Consider the following 15,168-nt stretch of genomic DNA (forward strand, 5'->3'; position numbering starts at 1 on the left):
TCTTTTTACACCGGTTACTCACGCATCATTCAAATTTCAAACCATTGATTTAGTTGGACTTTTCTCCTGTATCAGACCGGCCCAGAAGCTGCTTTGACAGCCAGCATCATGGGCACTCCCCACGACTTCCCCACCCCCGGCGCCTCGGCGCCGGCCATTCGTCAACCCTCTCCCCTGCCCGAGCACGCTCGGTTGATGGCCCTCGAGTCCGTGTGGATGGAGGGCGACGCCGTCGCGCAGCTGGCCCGCGTCGCGGGCATGGACGACTGCGTGTTCGCCGTGGGCATGCCCGACCTGCACTCCGGCCCGGGCATCCCGATCGGCGCGGCCCTGGCCTTCGGCCGGACCATCCACCCCCACCTCGTCGGCAGCGACGCAGGCTGTGGCGCCCGCGTCGTCAGCCTGGGCAAGAAGCTCAAGGTCCGCGGCGAGGCCCTCGAGCGCCGGACCCGAGCGGCCTTCGAGGCGCCCCTCGACGAGCACCTCGACCTCGACGGCGTCGACGACGAGGCCTTGCTGCGCGCCGTCTGGGAGCGCGGGGCCGAGGCCATCGCCGAGTACGCGCGCACCGAGGACCTCGCCGCCTTCGCCCGGGCCGAGGCCGAGCCCGCCTGGCTCCCGGCCAGCCGGCGCTTCGCCGACGGCGAGCTCCCCGAAGCGCTCCGCCTCGACGCCCGGGGCCGGTGCTTCGCCACCAGCCTCGGGACCATCGGCGGCGGCAACCACTTCGCCGAGCTCGGCGCGGTCGAGTCGATCACCGATCCCGCCGCCGCCGAAGCCCTGGGTCTGCAGCGACGCGGCCACGTGATCCTGGCCCACTCGGGCTCCCGCGGTCTGGGGCGCGCCCTGGCCCTGCGGTGGGGTCCCGGCGGCCTGGTCGAGACCGAGGACCAGGCCACCTACCTCGCCGAGCTCGCGGGCGCCGTGCGCTTCGCCATCGCCAACCGGGTGCTGCTGTGCTGGCGCATGCTCAGTGCCCGCGGCGCGGCCAAGTCCTCGCGGATCCGCGGGACCTTCGACCTGGTCCACAACTTCGTCAGCGACGAGGGCGAGCAGGGCTGGGTCCACCGCAAGGGCTGCGCCCCGGCCGAGCAGGGCGTGCCCCTGGTGGTGCTCGGCAGCCGCGGCGCGCCCTCGTGGATCATGCGCGGCGGCGGTCAGCCGGCCTGCCTGTGCTCCGTCGCCCACGGAGCCGGCCGCCGCATGACCCGGGGCGAGGCTCGAGACAAGCTCAAGCAGCGCCACACCCGGGCGTCGGTCAAGCAAAACGCCGTCGGCCGCCGCGTGCTATGCGACGACACCAAGCTGCTCTACGAGGAGCACCCCGACGCCTACAAGGCCATCGACCCCATCATCGAGACCCTCGAGCGCGCCGGCGCGGCCACGCGGGTGGCCGCGAGCTCCCCCCTACTCACGGTCAAGCTGCGCTGAGTCGTGGACGTGGGGCAGGGAGGGCGTGGCGTCGTCCACGACGGCTAAAATAGTCAGGGACGTGGGGCAGGGAGGGCGTGGCGTCGTCCACGACGGCTAAAATAGTCAGGGACGTGGGGCAGGGAGGGCGTGGCGTCGTCCACGACGGCTAAAATAGTCGTGGACGTGGGGCAGGGAGGGCGTGGCGTCGTCCACGACGGCTAAAATAGTCAGAGACTGTGATTTACTCACAGTCTCTGACTTGAGTTTCGCCCTTTTCCGCAGCAAGCGGGAATGGTTGGCGAGCACGCGAGTTGAAGGGCCCGACCCCGAGGCGGTGTACTTTTTGACGAGGTAACCGACCCGGGGCCGTGCAAAATGGCCCGCCGAAGTGTACTCGCTCTCCTCTCGTGGTTGAAAGTTCGGGGCTTCAGGATTTTGAGTGGGTCACCCCGCAGGGAACCCTGGTACGCCCCCTCCAGCCCAGGCATGCTGTAAGCCCGTGCGCGACCGAGACCTCTACGCCAAGCTCCTCGGAATCGAAGACCCCTGGTACGTCCGCGACGTCGACCCGCGCCTCGAGGCTGGGGAGGTCGAGATCTTCATCTCCCGAGACGAGCGCGCCGAGTTCCCGTGCCCAGTCTGCGGGGCCGCGGCCGGGCGCTACGACACGCGCACGCGCACTTGGAGGCACCTCGACACCATGCAGTACAAGACCCTGCTGACCGCTGAGGTCCCGCGGGTCAAGTGCGCCGAGCATGGCGTCAAGCAGCTGAAGGTGCCCTGGGCCGAGCCCGGCTCGAGGTTCACCGCGATGTTCGAGGCGCTCGTCATCGACTGGCTCAAAGAGGCCAGCGTGTCCGCCGTGGCGAGGATGCTGCGCATGACCTGGGACGAGGTCGACGGCGTCATGACCCGAGCCGTCGCGCGGGGCCTCGAGCGCCGGCAGTCCCAGCCGCTGCGCAACATCGGCATCGACGAGACCTCGTTCCAAAAGCGCCACGAGTACGTGACCGTGGTCTACGACTGCGACCGCAAACACGTCATCGACGTCCTCGACAACCGCCGCCAGTTCGACCTCGAGGAATTCTACTTTGGCACCCCCCTCGAACACCTCCAGAGCCTGGAGTCGGTGTCGATGGACATGTGGGGGCCCTACGTCCAGGCGACGCTGATCCACGTCCCTGACGCGGAGCGCAAGATCGCCTTCGACCGCTTCCACGTGGCCAAGCACATCAACGAAGGGGTCAACAAGGTGCGGGTCGATGAGCACGCCAAGCTGCGCGAACTCGGAGACCGGACCCTGACCGGGACCCGCTACCTGTGGCTGAAGAACCCCGAGAACATGACGGCCAAGAGCCGGCTTCGCTTCGAGGCCCTGCGCGGGAGCTCGCTGCGAGTAGCGAGGGCGTGGGCGATGAAGGAGGCCGCGCGCCAGCTGTGGAGCTACGAGCGGCGGGGCTGGGCGCGGCGGGCTTGGAAGCGGCTCATCGGCTGGATGGCGCGGTCTCGACTGCCGCCGATGGTCAAGGTCGGCCGGACCCTGCGGGCGCACCTGTGGGGCATCGTGAACGCGATCGTTCTCGGGGCTACGAACGCCTCACTCGAAGCGGTGAACTCGAAGATCCAGGCGCTGAAGAAACGGGCGTGCGGGTATCGGAGCCGGGCTCGGTTTCGGAGCGCGATCTTGTTTCACTGTGGGGGACTTGAGCTCTATCCGAGCGCTCATCTCGCCCACACGAATTCCTGAAGCGCCGAAAGTTCTTGGGCCTGGCCTGACCAAGCCCGGGCTCTGCAACGCGATCATCATTGCCTGTGGATGGTTCCTCACCCGTGGCAAGCACGCCGTTACCCAGGCGCTCGTTGAAACCGGGGTCTCGGGTCGGGTCCACCATGAGCGCTTCCATCGCTTCTTCTCTCGTGGAGCCTGGTCTCCCGACGACTTGGGCAAACTGGTATTCGCCAAGATCGTTGAGCTCCTGGTTGATCCTGATCAGCCGCTCGAGCTGATCCTCGACGACACTCTGTCCAAACACCGAGGCCCAAAGATCTTCGGGCTCGACGCTCATCTCGACGCAGTCCGCTCTACGAAGACCGTCCGGATGTTCGCGTTCGGTCACGTCTGGGTCGTGCTCGCCATCAGCGTCGAGCTCCCCTTCTCACAGCGGCACTGGGCCCTACCGATAGCCTTTCGGCTCTACCAGACCGTCAAGGGCTGCGAGAAGCGAGGGGTCCCCTACAAGAAGAAGACCGAGCTGGGCCGCGACATGGTCGACATGGTCGCTCGGTGGGCTCCAGATATCAGGTTCCGAGTCTTGGCTGACTCTGCCTACGCCAACGCGACGCTCATCAAGGGACGGCCGAGCAACGTCACGTTCATCGGTTCGATGCGGACGGACTCCGTGCTCACGGCGGTGCCAACCAAGTTCGTTCGGGAGCCGGGTCGACCCGGCCGCCCGCGTCTTCGTGGGGAGCGCTTGCCGAAGCCCTTCGAGCTCGCTGAGGACGACACGCACCGGTGGAAAAAGACCCGCGTGTTCATCTACGGCAAGCCGACCCTCGTCCACTTCAAGGAAGTCGTCGCGCAGTGGTATCGCGTCTCGGGTATCGAGCCGCTACGAGTGGTCATCGTCAGGACCGACGCCGGCAAGATTCCTTACCGCGTGTTCTTCTCGACCGACCCGAAGATGTCGACCTCGCGCATCCTCGAGGCCTACTCACGGCGGTGGGCGATCGAGGTTTGCTTTCGAGACCTCAAGCAAGAGTTTGGCTTCGAGGACTGTCAGGCTCGCAAACAGAACGCGGTCGAGCGCACCTGCCCCTTCCTCGGGTACTGCTACTCACTGCTCGTGCTGTGGTTCGCGTCGCTCACGGAGAGCGAGCGACGCGCAGCAGAAGTCGAGCGCCCCTGGTACCGAACTAAGCAGAACTACTCCTTCGCAGACGTGTTGCGTGCGGCTCGCTTGGTCCTGAGCCAGCCTGGGGTTTCTGATCTGCTGTGTGATCTTGCAGACTTAGGTGAAATCCCGAAACGTGGGCGTCGGAGTTCGTCTCGGCTCCGGGGGCCATCGGGGTAGGGCGAAACTCAAGTCTGAGTTCTGTTTTGCCCCCACAGCCGCCTGGGACCGGGGACGCTTCGTCGCTCCGCTCCTCCGCTTTGGCTTGGTGGGCAATGGGGTTCGTGCCTTTGAGAAGGCTGGTGGTCGCCCCCGCAAGCGGGGGGCGTGGATTCGTTGACGGTCTCTGAGTTTCCGCGCGGAAAGAGATGCGCAGCGTGGGAATTCGTTCATCGCCTGAGCCTCGCTGCCTCCCGGGCCTTCGCTATCATCGCGCTTCGGCGGAGTGACCATGGCGACGCAGGACGCGTCCGAGCACTTCGAGCACTTCGAGATCTACGACCGGGTCCGGCGCGAGTGCGAGGCCATGCTGCGCCGCTACCTCGGGCGCGGCATGACCTCGCCGCGCCTGCCCATCAGCGTGATCGAGACCGTGGCCGCGGCCAGCCCGGACACCGACGAGCCCGCGCCCTCCCTGCGCGAGCTCTACGCGGCGCACCGCAAGCTCGTCGAGGCCGTCGCGCCCGCGCAGCCGAACACCCTCTTGCTGATCGAGAGCAAGGCCGGCGGGCACCTCCAGGTCCCGCTGGTCCGCCACCTGCTCATCATCGCGGCCGCATCCCTGGCCGCGGTCTTGCTCATCGGCATCTCGCCGCTGGTCGACTCCGACCCCACCAGCGGCGACCCCCTGCTCAGCTCGGGCTGGCCGCTGCTCGTCAACCAGGCCTACTTCTTGTTCGCCGCCCTGCTCGGCGCCAGCTTCCACGCCCTGTTCACCGTCAAGAAGTACGTCACCGACGGCAACTACGACCCCACCTACCGCTCGACCTACTACATCCGCCTGTTCCTCGGCATGATGGCCGGCCTGATCATGTCCTCGCTCGTCGAGATCGACACGAGAACAGCATGCGCGGCGTCGGCCGGCCGCTCATCGCCCTGCTCGGCGGCTTCTCGAGCTCGGCGATCTACCGCATCCTCCAGCGCCTGGTCATGGTCCTCGAGACCGCCGTGGTCGGCTCCGAGGCGACCAAGAGCGACGCCAAGGGCAAGCCCCGCGACCCCGCCCTGGGGGCCGAGACCGACGCCGAGCGAGCCGCCGTGGCGAGCAACCTGGTCAAGCTCCAGCGCCTCGCTGCCTCGGGAGCCAGCGCGGCGCAGATGCAGGCCGCGCTCTCGCGGCTCGCGGCGGACGTGCTCCAGGGCGACGTCTCGACGCCGAGCACCAACGACGAGGCCGACGACGAGGCCGCAGACTCCGAAGCGGGCTAGTCGCCCTCACGCTCGGCGAGCCACGCCTCCACCTCCGCGAGCAGCTGCGCTCGCCCTGCCGTCGACGCGGCCGCGCGCAGCTGGTCCCGGGCCGAGTTCGCCCAGCGCATCGACTCCGCGGCGTTCACCCCCGGCTGCCCGTCCGCGCGCGCCCACAGCACCTCGGCCAAGAGCAGCTCGAGGCGCGGGCGCACGAGGTTGGCGTTGACGGTGAAGGGTCCGCCCAGGGCGAGGCCGGATCGAGCGTAGGCCTCGGCTTCGGCCAGCTGACCCCGGCGCCGGGCGAGCTCGCCGGCGTAGAGCTCGAAGCGCCCGTCCTCGGACACGCCCACGCCCGGCCCGGCGTCGCGCAGGGGGGCGTCGCGGATCATCGCCTCCTCGGCCGCCTCGAGCTCGCCGCGCTCGAGGGCGATGGCGACCTCGAGCAGGGCGAAGGTCTCCCCCTGGGGGAGCTCGCCCTCGTAGAGGGCCTCGGCCTCGGCGCGCGTCGACGCGAGGCGCCGCGCCGCGCCCTCGACGTCGCCCAGGGCCAGCGAGGCGTCCGCGACCAGCAGCTCGGCGCTCACCCACGACAGCTCGCCGCGCTTGTCGATCCCCGCGAAGGCAGCGGTCGCCCCGAGGGCGACGTCGAGGGCCTCGGCGTAGGCGCCCCGGCCCAGCTCGAGCTCGGCGAGGTTGGACTGGACCAGGGCGCGCTGGGAGGCGATGCCCATCTGCGCGATCGCGTCGGCCCGCTCCAACCACTCCCGCGAGGCCTCCGTGTCGACCTCGAGCTCGAGCAGCGCCAGGCCGACGTAGGGCGCGAACAAGCGGTGGTTCTGGGGCCCATAGATTTCGCGCTCGAGCCCGATCACGTCCAAATAGAGCGCGCGCGCCTCGTCCCGCCGGCCCAGGCGGCGCGTGGCCGTGGCGTAGTTCGACAGCGGACCCAGGCCCAGGGCCTCGCCCTCGGGCGTGGACGAAAAGCGCTCCCAGACCCCGCGGAAGGCCTCGGCGGCGGCCTCGTAGTCGCCCCGGTAAAAGGCCAGCGAGCCCCGGCGGTTGCCCCAGTCCCCGGACTCCTTGGGGTTGGTCGCGCCGCAGCGCGCGTCGAGGATCTCGCCCTGGCGCAGCACCCACGCCGCCTCGGCGAAGCGCCGCTGCTTGGCCAGGAGGTTCAAGATCCCGCCCAGGGCCCGGAGCGCCAGGGGCTCGTGGCTGCCGATCGACGCCCCCTCGTAGGCCCGGATCAGCGCCCGCTCGTGGGCCGCCTCGTCGCCCCGGGCCTCGTGGTGGCGCGCCTCGACCATGTCGAAGGCGGCCGTCAGCGGCGGGTGGTCAAAGCGAAGGATCTCGACGCGCAGCTCGGCGAGCTGGTCCTCGGACACCTTCCCGCGCAGGACCTCGAGCTGGGCCACGCGGGTGCGCAGCTCGAGGAACTCGCGGCGCTCGGCCGGATCCGCGGGCAGCACCGGGAGGAAGCTCGAGTCCGTGCACGGGCCCAGGGCGAGGGTGTCGTGGACCAGCTCGAAGCCGTCGACGTCGAGGCTCTCGCTGGGCGAGAGCAGCACCCCCACGGTCGCGTCGAGCTCGGCGCTGCGCAGGTCCAGGCAGGCGTAGATGCGCTGCTCCGTCGGGCTCAGGGGGCGCAGCGCCGCCTGCTCGCACAGGCCCGCGTACTCCTGCGCCCACACCCGCGTGCGCGCGTCGACAAAGCGGGTCACGGACTCCCCCTGGTGGCGCGCCTCGGGCCCGCCCGCGACCACGAAGGCGGCCTCGACGGCCTCGGAGCGCGCCTCGTTCCAGCGCGCGTCGAGGCGCGCCCGAGCGTCCTCGCAGGCGGCGAGGTCGGGGGTCTCCGGGCCACGCTCGCTCCGCCCCGCCGTCCACCACGAGCTCAACCCCGCGACGGCGATCAGCGCCGCGCCCAGGCCCGCAGCGAGGGCCCGCCGCCGCGGCCGTCGAGGGCCCTCGTCGAGCTCGCTAAGCAGCGCCTCCATGCTCGGGAAGCGGTCCTCGACCCGCTCCGACAGCCCGCGCCGCACGGCCCGATCGAGCCAGCGCGGGACCGTGACCACGCTCGCCCCGGGGCGCAGCAGGCCTCGCGCCGCGGCTCGCCGCAGCGAGTCCATGCTCTCGTAGTGCCAGGGCAAGGAGCCGTGCAGCGCCTCCCACAGGCACAGGCAAAAGGCGAACTGATCGCTCGCGGCGGTCACCGCCCGGCTCAGGATTTGCTCGGGCGCCATGTAGGCCGGCGTCCCGACCACGGCCCCGGCGCGGGTCAGCCGGAGCGAGCCCGGCTCCAAGTCCAGGCTCGAGTCGACGCCGCTGTCGAAGCTCTCGCCGTCCCCAGAGCCGTACCCAAGACCATCCCTAGAACCATCCCCAGACGAGGCGCTCGCGGACACGGCCCCGTCGCCGAGGAAGGCCAGGCCAAAGTCCGCGACCTTGACCCGCCCCGTGGCGCGCTCGATGAGCAAGTTGGCGGGCTTGAAGTCGCGGTGGATGAGGCCGACGCGGTGGGCCGCGGCCAGGCCCTCGCCCGCGTCGCGGAACATGCGAAGCACCGCGCGCCAGTCTCCCATCGCGCGGCCCGGGGCGCTGGCGCGGCGGGCCTCGTTCCAGTCCGCGATGGTCTCGCCGTCGACGAACTCGAGCACGATGTAGATCGGCTCGACGCCGGGGCCGTCGACGGGGATGCGGCCGACCTCGTAGATCGCCACGACGTTGGGGTGGACCAGGCGCGCGAGGGCCCGCGCCTCCCGGATCATCCGGTCCTGGGCCCGGGTGCCCCGCTTGTGCGGGAGCAGCAGCTTGATCGCCACGGGCCGCCCGAGCTTGCGATCGACCGCCCGCCACACCTCGCCCATGACCCCGGCCCCGAGGCGCTCGAGGATCTCGAAGTCGCCGATGCGATCGAGCAGCTCCCGCTCGCCCCGCGCCCCCGTCTCGCCCATGCTCCATCCTAGCAAGGACGCGGCGAGGGCTCGTCCAGGGTCCCCCCCCTCGGGATGACCGAAGGATCAGTCGACGACGTAGTGGACCAAGAGCGCCGTCTCGCCATCGACCTCCTCGCTCCCCCAGCTCGGCACCGCCGTCGTGGGCACCAGCTCCCCCTTGGGCACGCCCTGCTCGTCGACCTCGTGGGCGCCGACGCCGACGAGGCCCCCGCCCTCACCGACGAAGGCGATGCCCTCGACGCGGGTGTTGCCGCCCCCGACACCCTCGGCGTCGAAGCTGCCGACCACGAGGCTGCTGTAGATCAAGGTCGAGTAGTCCGCCGGGTACACGCGCAAGAAGCGATTCCACGCGCTGCTGCCGTCTTCGAACTTGGGCATCTGTTGCCAAGCTCCGGCCGTGGTGATCGTCCGTCGCCCGGTGCACGCCACCGCGACCTGCCCCTCGGGGCCAACTTCCAGGTCGTGGCAGCGGGTGGTGGTGAGGTTGGGCCACCCGCCGTTGGGATCGGGCCAGCCGTCGAGGTTGGGGTCCGACAGCGGCTCGCCGAGGCCCCCGGTGGTGTCGGCGTACTCGGCCACGAAGGTCGAGGCCGCGAGCTGACCGGCGTCGAGGGTGAAGGAGCCGAGCCAGCTGATGTGGATGTTCCCGCTGGTCCCGGAGAAGCCGTTCTTGAACGCCGAGGCCTCGGGCGTCGAGGCGATGTCGTTGCCGGGCCACAGGTTGATCACGTTGTTGCCGTGGGCCCGCGCGAGCACGACGACCCGATCGTTGGCGTAGTCGAGGGCGAGGCCGTCGACGTACTGGTCGGGGGTCGAGTTGTCGTCGGTCTCGCGGTACAGGCGGTTCCACCACAGGAGCTCGCCCTCGGCCGACATCGCCACGGCGACCGGCTCGAAGTCCGGCAGCCCGCCGGGCAGCACGGACTGCGTCGAGTAGCCGAAGAACATGCTCCCGTCCCGACGATCGATGACGATCGCGCCCAGGCGCTGGGTCGGCTTGGAGCTCGTCGAGTAGCCCGTGTAGCCCGGCGCGCCCGCGCAGTCGCCCCCGGGCACGCAGGGCCCCGAGAAGAAGTAGTCGTCGGGCCAGCTGCCCTGGCGCGTGCCCCCGTTGCCGTCGTCGGTGATCGCCGCGTAGCCCTCGGCGTCCTTCGAGCGCAGGCTCCCGAGCCGCCCGGCCTTGAGCACGACGGCGCTGTGGGTGATCTGACCGGGGTAGGTCGAGGCCTCGGCGTAGTGCTCCCCGCCGTCGCCCCAGTGCGCCGGCCAGTGCTCGACGGTCGCCGGCTCCCCGTCGGCGTCGAGCTTCTCGATCGCCGCCCAGCCAAAGTCGTACTCCGAGCCGCGCCCGTAGACGACCTCGCCCTCGGCGCCGACGTCCCAAGGCTGCAGGACCTCGTAGGCCGACTGGCCCTCGTAGCCGCCGGCCTCGCGGGGCTCGGCGACGATGTCCCGGGCCCACAGCGCCCCCGTCGGCGCCGCGTCGACGAAGTTCCCGTCGAGGCGCGCGATGTAGTAGCCGTCGTCTTGCCAGCTCGGCGTGGTCCGGCGCCCGGAGATGTAGAGGTCGCCGGTGATCGACCCGGGCACCTCGGTGGTCCGCATGCGATCGATGTCGGTGACCGTCCCGCCGGGGAAGTGCGCGGCCCGGAGCACCTCGCCGAGGTTGGCCGACAAGTGCAGGATGAAGCCGACCCGGCCGTCTTCGGCGGTGTAGAGCTCGCCGGCGCCGTCGAGCTCCACCCGCGGGACCGCGGCGTCGAGCCAGTCGAGGTCATCGGCCGCGCCGCTGACCAGGAAGGTCCCGTCGGACAGGCGCAGGACCTCGTTGAACTCGGCGTTCGCCCCGGCGTAGGTGACCAGATCGCCGTCGAGGGGCGGGTCCTGGCCGCCCCCGGTCTCGGTGCTGGCCTCGCCCTCCGAGCCGTCCTCGCCCTCCGAGCTGCCCGTGGTCCCCGTCTCGCCCTCCGAGGACGACTCGCCGGCCTCCGCCTCCGTGCCCACCTCGTCCGCGGCGTCGCTCGCCCCTCCAGCGTCGTCGGAGCAGGCCAGAGCAAAACACGGCAGAGCACAAAGAAAGAGGCTGCGACTGATCGAGATGTCCACGCGTGAGCTATAGTTGAGGATGCACAAACGAGAAAAGTGCACATTTTGTATGGGTGACAACAATCATCTCGAACGTTCACATTCGAAGGGCGCCCGCCCCATGCAGGCTCCCCCAGAGGCACCCGAGGACAGCAGCACACGCCTTGGTATCGAACAGCCGCTCAGCCGCCGACTGGCTGGGTATACGGCGCGCTCCCATCCTGTCCCGATCGCTCGAGTGTGCGCATGCCAGGTACGGTGACAGGTCTCAAATCACGGTCCACAACCGAGGACATGGGCCCAATAACATCGCTATACTCACAGCCAGAATCGATTTTAAAAACCGCTCAACGACGGTCAATTGGCAGCACGCAAATCACCCACGCGAGACCCGAAAAGCTGCCCGCGCTCTGATCAGAGGGTCGCGGACTCATCAGAACTGGAGCGCGAGCCCGACGCTGTAGCCCTCGAGACCCACGGAGACCTGCGGGCGCCAGCGCAGCGCCGCGTCCTCGCCCTGCCCGCGCCGGTGCAGCCCCAGGCGCAGCGCGGCGTAGCCCACGAGCAGCGAGCTCGCGCCCACGCCCAGGGTCGGCTGCAAGGTCGTGAGGGTTCGGTCACCGAGGAGGGCCTCGACGTCGAGGCCGGCGGGCTCGAGCTCGGCGTAGCCGTGGGTCGCCAGGGCCACCCCGCCCGCGAGCCCGACCAGCCCGCCCGCGATCCACCCGCCGCCCTTGGGGGCCTCGAGCACGTCGAGCGTGGTGTCGTGACCTGCAACGGCGGCCCACGGAGCCGGGGCGTCGGCGTCAGCCTGGCCAGACTCCTCGCCCTCCTCGACCTCCTCAACCTGGGGCACGGCCGCGGCCACGGCCTCCGGCGATCCAGCCAACCCGGGAACCTCGAACAGCAGATGCGTCTCGACCTCGCGGGGCTCGGGGTCCGCAGCCGGGGGCGCGTCGGAGGCCTCGGGCAGCGCAGCCTCGGCGCTCGCCCCCTCGGACAGCGCGGCCCGTGCAGCCTGGGGCCAGGCGGCCACCACGGCGGCCGCGATCACCAGGAGCCAGACCATCCAGCCCCGTCGTCCGAGCCCCCGGCGTGCTTCGTCGCTCCGCACGCCGGAGGTAGATGCAAGGATCGCCGCCAAGATCACGGCCGCGCCCAAAAAACTTCTGCAGGGCGAAAATCGGCGGGGTGCCCTACATCTGGGCGAGGCGGCGGAGCACGAAGGCCGTGAGCCGATCTGGAGCGAAGCCTCGCGCCTGATGCGCAAGCTTGCTCTGGAAGCCCACCGGCCAGTGCACCCGACGCGAGTCCGAGCGCGCCGCCGTGAGGACCACCGCGGCGACGTCCGCCGCGCTCAGGTGCACCCCCAAGATCCCCTCGCTGGTCAGCCGCGCCGTGTTCGTCAGCAAGCGCGTGCGCACGAACATCGGCATGACGTCGCAGACCCGCACGTCGTGGCGCGCCCACTCGATGGCCAGGGCCTCGGTCAGCCCGCGCACGGCGTGCTTGGTCGCGCTGTAGCTGGCCATCTCCGGGATCCCGTGGATCGCTGACGCCGAGGACATGTTGATGAGCCGCGCCCCGGGGGTCTGGGCGAGGTGCGGGAAGGCGGCGTGGCAGAGGTTGAGCAGGCCCTGGAAGTTGACGGCGATGGTCTGGTGGTGGGCCGCGAGGGGCACGGCCTCGAACGGCCCGACGTGCATGACGCCCGCGTTGTTGACGAGCACGTCGAGGCGACCCCGCCCCGGGCCGTCGACGAAGGCCGCGAGGGCTCGGGCCACGGACTCCGGCTCGCACACGTCGACGCGCTCGGCGTGCACGCCCGCGAGCTCCTTCGCCGCGGCGTCGAGGGCCTCGCCGTCGCGGTCGCAGACTCCGACGTGGGCGCCGGCCTCGACGAAGGCGCGCGCGCAGGCCAGGCCGATGCCACGCGCCGCTCCGGTGATGAACACCGCCGCTTGGTCGAGACCCCCGCTCCCCCGCGCTCGCTTCATGGCCGTGATTGTGACATCGCCGCGCGAACCGCGGAGCGCTCCCACACCACTCCCGCAGCGGGGGCCCGCGGAGATCGCCACGCGCGACCCCACCCCAGCGAGGCGATCTCCCCGACATTCCCCGTCTTCGAGCCTGGTCATTGATGGGCTGCGCCCTACAATGGCGCAATCCGATGGCTGGAGCCGATCAACGAGCACGCATCGTCGCGGCCCTCGTGCGCCACGGGGACTACGAACAACCCGAGCGCGTACCCAGCGCCCACTTGCCCCACCCGCTCACCGCCCGGGGTCGCGAGCAAGCCGCCAAGCTCGGCCACCAGTTGTGGGCCGCGGCGAGCGAGCTGGGCCTGCGCGTGAACCCCACCCTGCACACCTCGACCTTGCTGCGGGCGAGCGAGACCGCCGGCCTGGCCGCGGGCGTGCTGTCCACCCTCGCCGCGGGCGCGGACTTTGACGTGGCCGAGTTCCCCGACCTCGCCGAGCGCAGCACCGGCTCGGGCAACAACCTGACCGTCGACCAGATCGAAGCGATCATCCGCCGCGACCCGCGGCGCCCCGTGCTGCCCTCGGGCTGGAAGGCCCACCCGCGCTACCGCCTGCCGCTGCTCGGCGCGGAGTCCTTGATGCAAGCCGGGGCGCGGGTCGCCGCCCACGTCGAGGTCCGCTGCCACGAGCTGCGCGCCGCCGGCGAGGACACCCTCGCGGTGTTCGTCAGCCACGGAGGCGCCCTGCGCCACGCCGCCGTGTGCATGGGCGCCCTCGAGCTCGCCGCCGTGCCCGGCCTGTCCATGCACCACTGCGGCTTCGTCCTGCTCGAGCTCCAGCGCAGCGCCGAGCAGATCGAAGACGGGCTGCCCGGCGCCTGGACGAAGGTCGGGGGGGCGTGGAAAGTTCGCCCCCCCAAGCGCGCCCGCGACTGACCTCCCCATCGATTTCGGCCCACTGACCTCGGACTGACCCCACCCCTGACATGTCCCGCTCTGCCCTCGCCGTGTCCCGACCCTCCCGCGACCCCCACGTGCCCCGCTACCAGGGCGCCGAGTTTTGCGAGCTCCCGCTGCCGCAGACCACGGAGCCGTGGCCCAAACACAAGCGCCTGCGCGACGCGGCCATCGAGGACTACGACGCGAGCTTGCGAGAGCTCCGCTACCGCATCGGCGAGCGGCCCTTCGTGTGGCCCAACCGCACGATGTACTTCTTCGCCGACATCCACGCCGACGCCGACGCGTGGCGGCGCTCGCTGATCGCCTCGGGCGGGGTGCGCTGGCTCGGCCACGCCGACGACGCCTACGAGCTGACGCGCGAGGGTAAGCGCGCGCTGTTCGTGATCGCCGGCGACTGCTTCGACAAGGGGCCCAGCAACCTGCGCCTGCTCCGGGCCATCAAGATCCTCATCGACAAGGGCGCCGACGTCGAGATCCTCGCCGGCAACCACGACCTGCGCACCCTCGTGGGCCTGGCCTACATGGGCCGCAAGGAGCCGCGCTTCGCCCACCTGTTCGTGCGCATGGGCAAGAAGACCATGCCCCTGTTCGAGGAGCTTCGCCGCGAGTACCTCGAGCCCGACGACGCCAGCGAGCTGAGCGAGGCCGAGCTCCACGAGCTGCTGTTCCCCGACGAGCGGTGGTTCGCGGAGTTCCCCGGCGAGGCCGAGGGCCTCGTGCCCGACAAGAAGATCGCCAAGGAGCTCAAGCGCATCCGCGAGAAGATGGTCGAGCTGCCGCAAAAGTGCGAGGAGCTCGGCCTGAGCCTCGCCCACATCCACCGCGCCGCCGAGAAGGCCCGCGAGCTCTTCTTGCACCCCGGCGGCGAGTTCCACTGGTTCTTCGAGCGCATGGACGTCGCCCGGCGCTGGGGCTCCTTCCTGCTCGCCCACGCGGGCGTCGACGACGTGACGGCCAAGCTCATGGCCCGCGACGGCGTGTTCGGCCTCAACACCTGGTTCCACCGCCTGCTCGCCGACGATCCCTTCGAGCTCTATCACGGCTCCGTCGGCAACACCTTCCGGACCAAGTACCGCGAGATCGATCATCCCTTCACCGAGGCCGGCGTCCGCGACATGTACGAGGCCGGGATCTACGGCATCGTCCACGGCCACAAGAACATCCGCCGCGGCCATCGCGTGCTGATGCGTGAAGGCTTGCTCAACTTCGAAGCGGACTGCTCAGTCGATGTCAACACCCGCCGCGTCGAGGACATCGGCGGCCTCGGCTACGCGACCATGGTGTTTCGGCCGGACGGCGTGGCTCTAGGGATCAGCGCCGACTATCCCCACGTCAAAGTGTTCGAAGCCGAGCGCGTGTTCCCCTTGCTGACCATCGCCTGAGCCCGCGGGCCCGGGCTACGGCGCGGCAACGCACGGGTGCCGAGTCCACCACCACAGAATCGCCGCCACGAAAGCGGCAAACTGTG

The 15,168-nt window shown here is 70.2% G+C and carries 11 protein-coding genes; 6 read left to right on the forward strand and 5 right to left on the reverse strand.

Going from position 1 to position 15,168, the window contains the following annotated elements; translation table 11 throughout:
- Positions 1 to 108: 108 nt before the first annotated feature.
- The 3 genes from PPSIR1_RS01395 (at position 109) to PPSIR1_RS01405 (ending at position 4,487) form a co-directional block, all read left to right on the forward strand.
- On the forward strand, positions 109 to 1,431 hold the full coding sequence (locus PPSIR1_RS01395; RefSeq protein WP_086000905.1) for an RtcB family protein: 1,323 nt from the start codon (positions 109 to 111) through the stop codon (positions 1,429 to 1,431).
- A 481-nt stretch (positions 1,432 to 1,912) separates the two neighbouring features.
- A complete protein-coding gene (locus tag PPSIR1_RS01400; RefSeq protein WP_006969175.1) occupies positions 1,913 to 3,160 on the forward strand; it encodes an ISL3 family transposase in 1,248 nt (415 codons plus the stop codon).
- Positions 3,117 to 4,487 (forward strand): IS701 family transposase, encoded by a 1,371-nt coding sequence (locus PPSIR1_RS01405; RefSeq protein WP_157595103.1) that lies wholly within the window; start codon positions 3,117 to 3,119, stop codon positions 4,485 to 4,487. Before PPSIR1_RS01400 ends, PPSIR1_RS01405 begins: the two co-directional genes overlap by 44 nt.
- A gap of 247 nt (positions 4,488 to 4,734) precedes the next feature.
- On the opposite strand, the gene PPSIR1_RS47280 is transcribed toward PPSIR1_RS01405, so the two are convergent.
- The gene (locus PPSIR1_RS47280; RefSeq protein ID WP_157595104.1) at positions 4,735 to 5,232 is read right to left on the reverse strand and encodes a hypothetical protein; all 498 of its coding nucleotides are present in this window, start codon (positions 5,230 to 5,232) and stop codon (positions 4,735 to 4,737) included.
- A 140-nt stretch (positions 5,233 to 5,372) separates the two neighbouring features.
- Between PPSIR1_RS47280 and PPSIR1_RS01415 the strand changes: the two genes are divergently transcribed.
- The gene (locus PPSIR1_RS01415; protein ID WP_006969179.1) at positions 5,373 to 5,735 is read left to right on the forward strand and encodes a hypothetical protein; all 363 of its coding nucleotides are present in this window, start codon (positions 5,373 to 5,375) and stop codon (positions 5,733 to 5,735) included.
- On the opposite strand, the gene PPSIR1_RS01420 is transcribed toward PPSIR1_RS01415, so the two are convergent.
- The 4 genes from PPSIR1_RS01420 to PPSIR1_RS01435 all read right to left on the reverse strand — a co-directional run bounded on the left by PPSIR1_RS01420 (position 5,732) and on the right by PPSIR1_RS01435 (position 12,756).
- Complete coding sequence (locus PPSIR1_RS01420) at positions 5,732 to 8,671, reverse strand: serine/threonine-protein kinase (protein ID WP_006969180.1); 2,940 nt, start codon at positions 8,669 to 8,671, stop codon at positions 5,732 to 5,734. The two genes, PPSIR1_RS01415 and PPSIR1_RS01420, sit on opposite strands and share 4 nt — an antisense overlap.
- A gap of 66 nt (positions 8,672 to 8,737) precedes the next feature.
- Positions 8,738 to 10,780, reverse strand: a complete 2,043-nt coding sequence (locus PPSIR1_RS01425) for a hypothetical protein (RefSeq protein ID WP_006969181.1) — start codon at positions 10,778 to 10,780, stop codon at positions 8,738 to 8,740.
- A 412-nt stretch (positions 10,781 to 11,192) separates the two neighbouring features.
- The gene (locus PPSIR1_RS01430; protein ID WP_006969182.1) at positions 11,193 to 11,828 is read right to left on the reverse strand and encodes a hypothetical protein; all 636 of its coding nucleotides are present in this window, start codon (positions 11,826 to 11,828) and stop codon (positions 11,193 to 11,195) included.
- 127 nt (positions 11,829 to 11,955) lie between these two features.
- Positions 11,956 to 12,756, reverse strand: coding sequence for an SDR family oxidoreductase (locus PPSIR1_RS01435; protein ID WP_006969183.1), 801 nt, complete (start codon positions 12,754 to 12,756; stop codon positions 11,956 to 11,958).
- Positions 12,757 to 12,929: 173 nt separating this feature from the next.
- On the opposite strand from PPSIR1_RS01435, the gene PPSIR1_RS01440 reads away from it, so the two are divergent.
- On the forward strand, positions 12,930 to 13,676 hold the full coding sequence (locus PPSIR1_RS01440) for a histidine phosphatase family protein (protein WP_006969184.1): 747 nt from the start codon (positions 12,930 to 12,932) through the stop codon (positions 13,674 to 13,676).
- Between the two features lie 50 nt (positions 13,677 to 13,726).
- On the forward strand, positions 13,727 to 15,082 hold the full coding sequence (locus PPSIR1_RS01445) for a metallophosphoesterase family protein (protein WP_006969185.1): 1,356 nt from the start codon (positions 13,727 to 13,729) through the stop codon (positions 15,080 to 15,082).
- Positions 15,083 to 15,168 lie beyond the last annotated feature (86 nt).

The organism is Plesiocystis pacifica SIR-1, assembly GCF_000170895.1.
GTDB classification, from domain to species: domain Bacteria; phylum Myxococcota_A; class Polyangia; order Nannocystales; family Nannocystaceae; genus Plesiocystis; species Plesiocystis pacifica.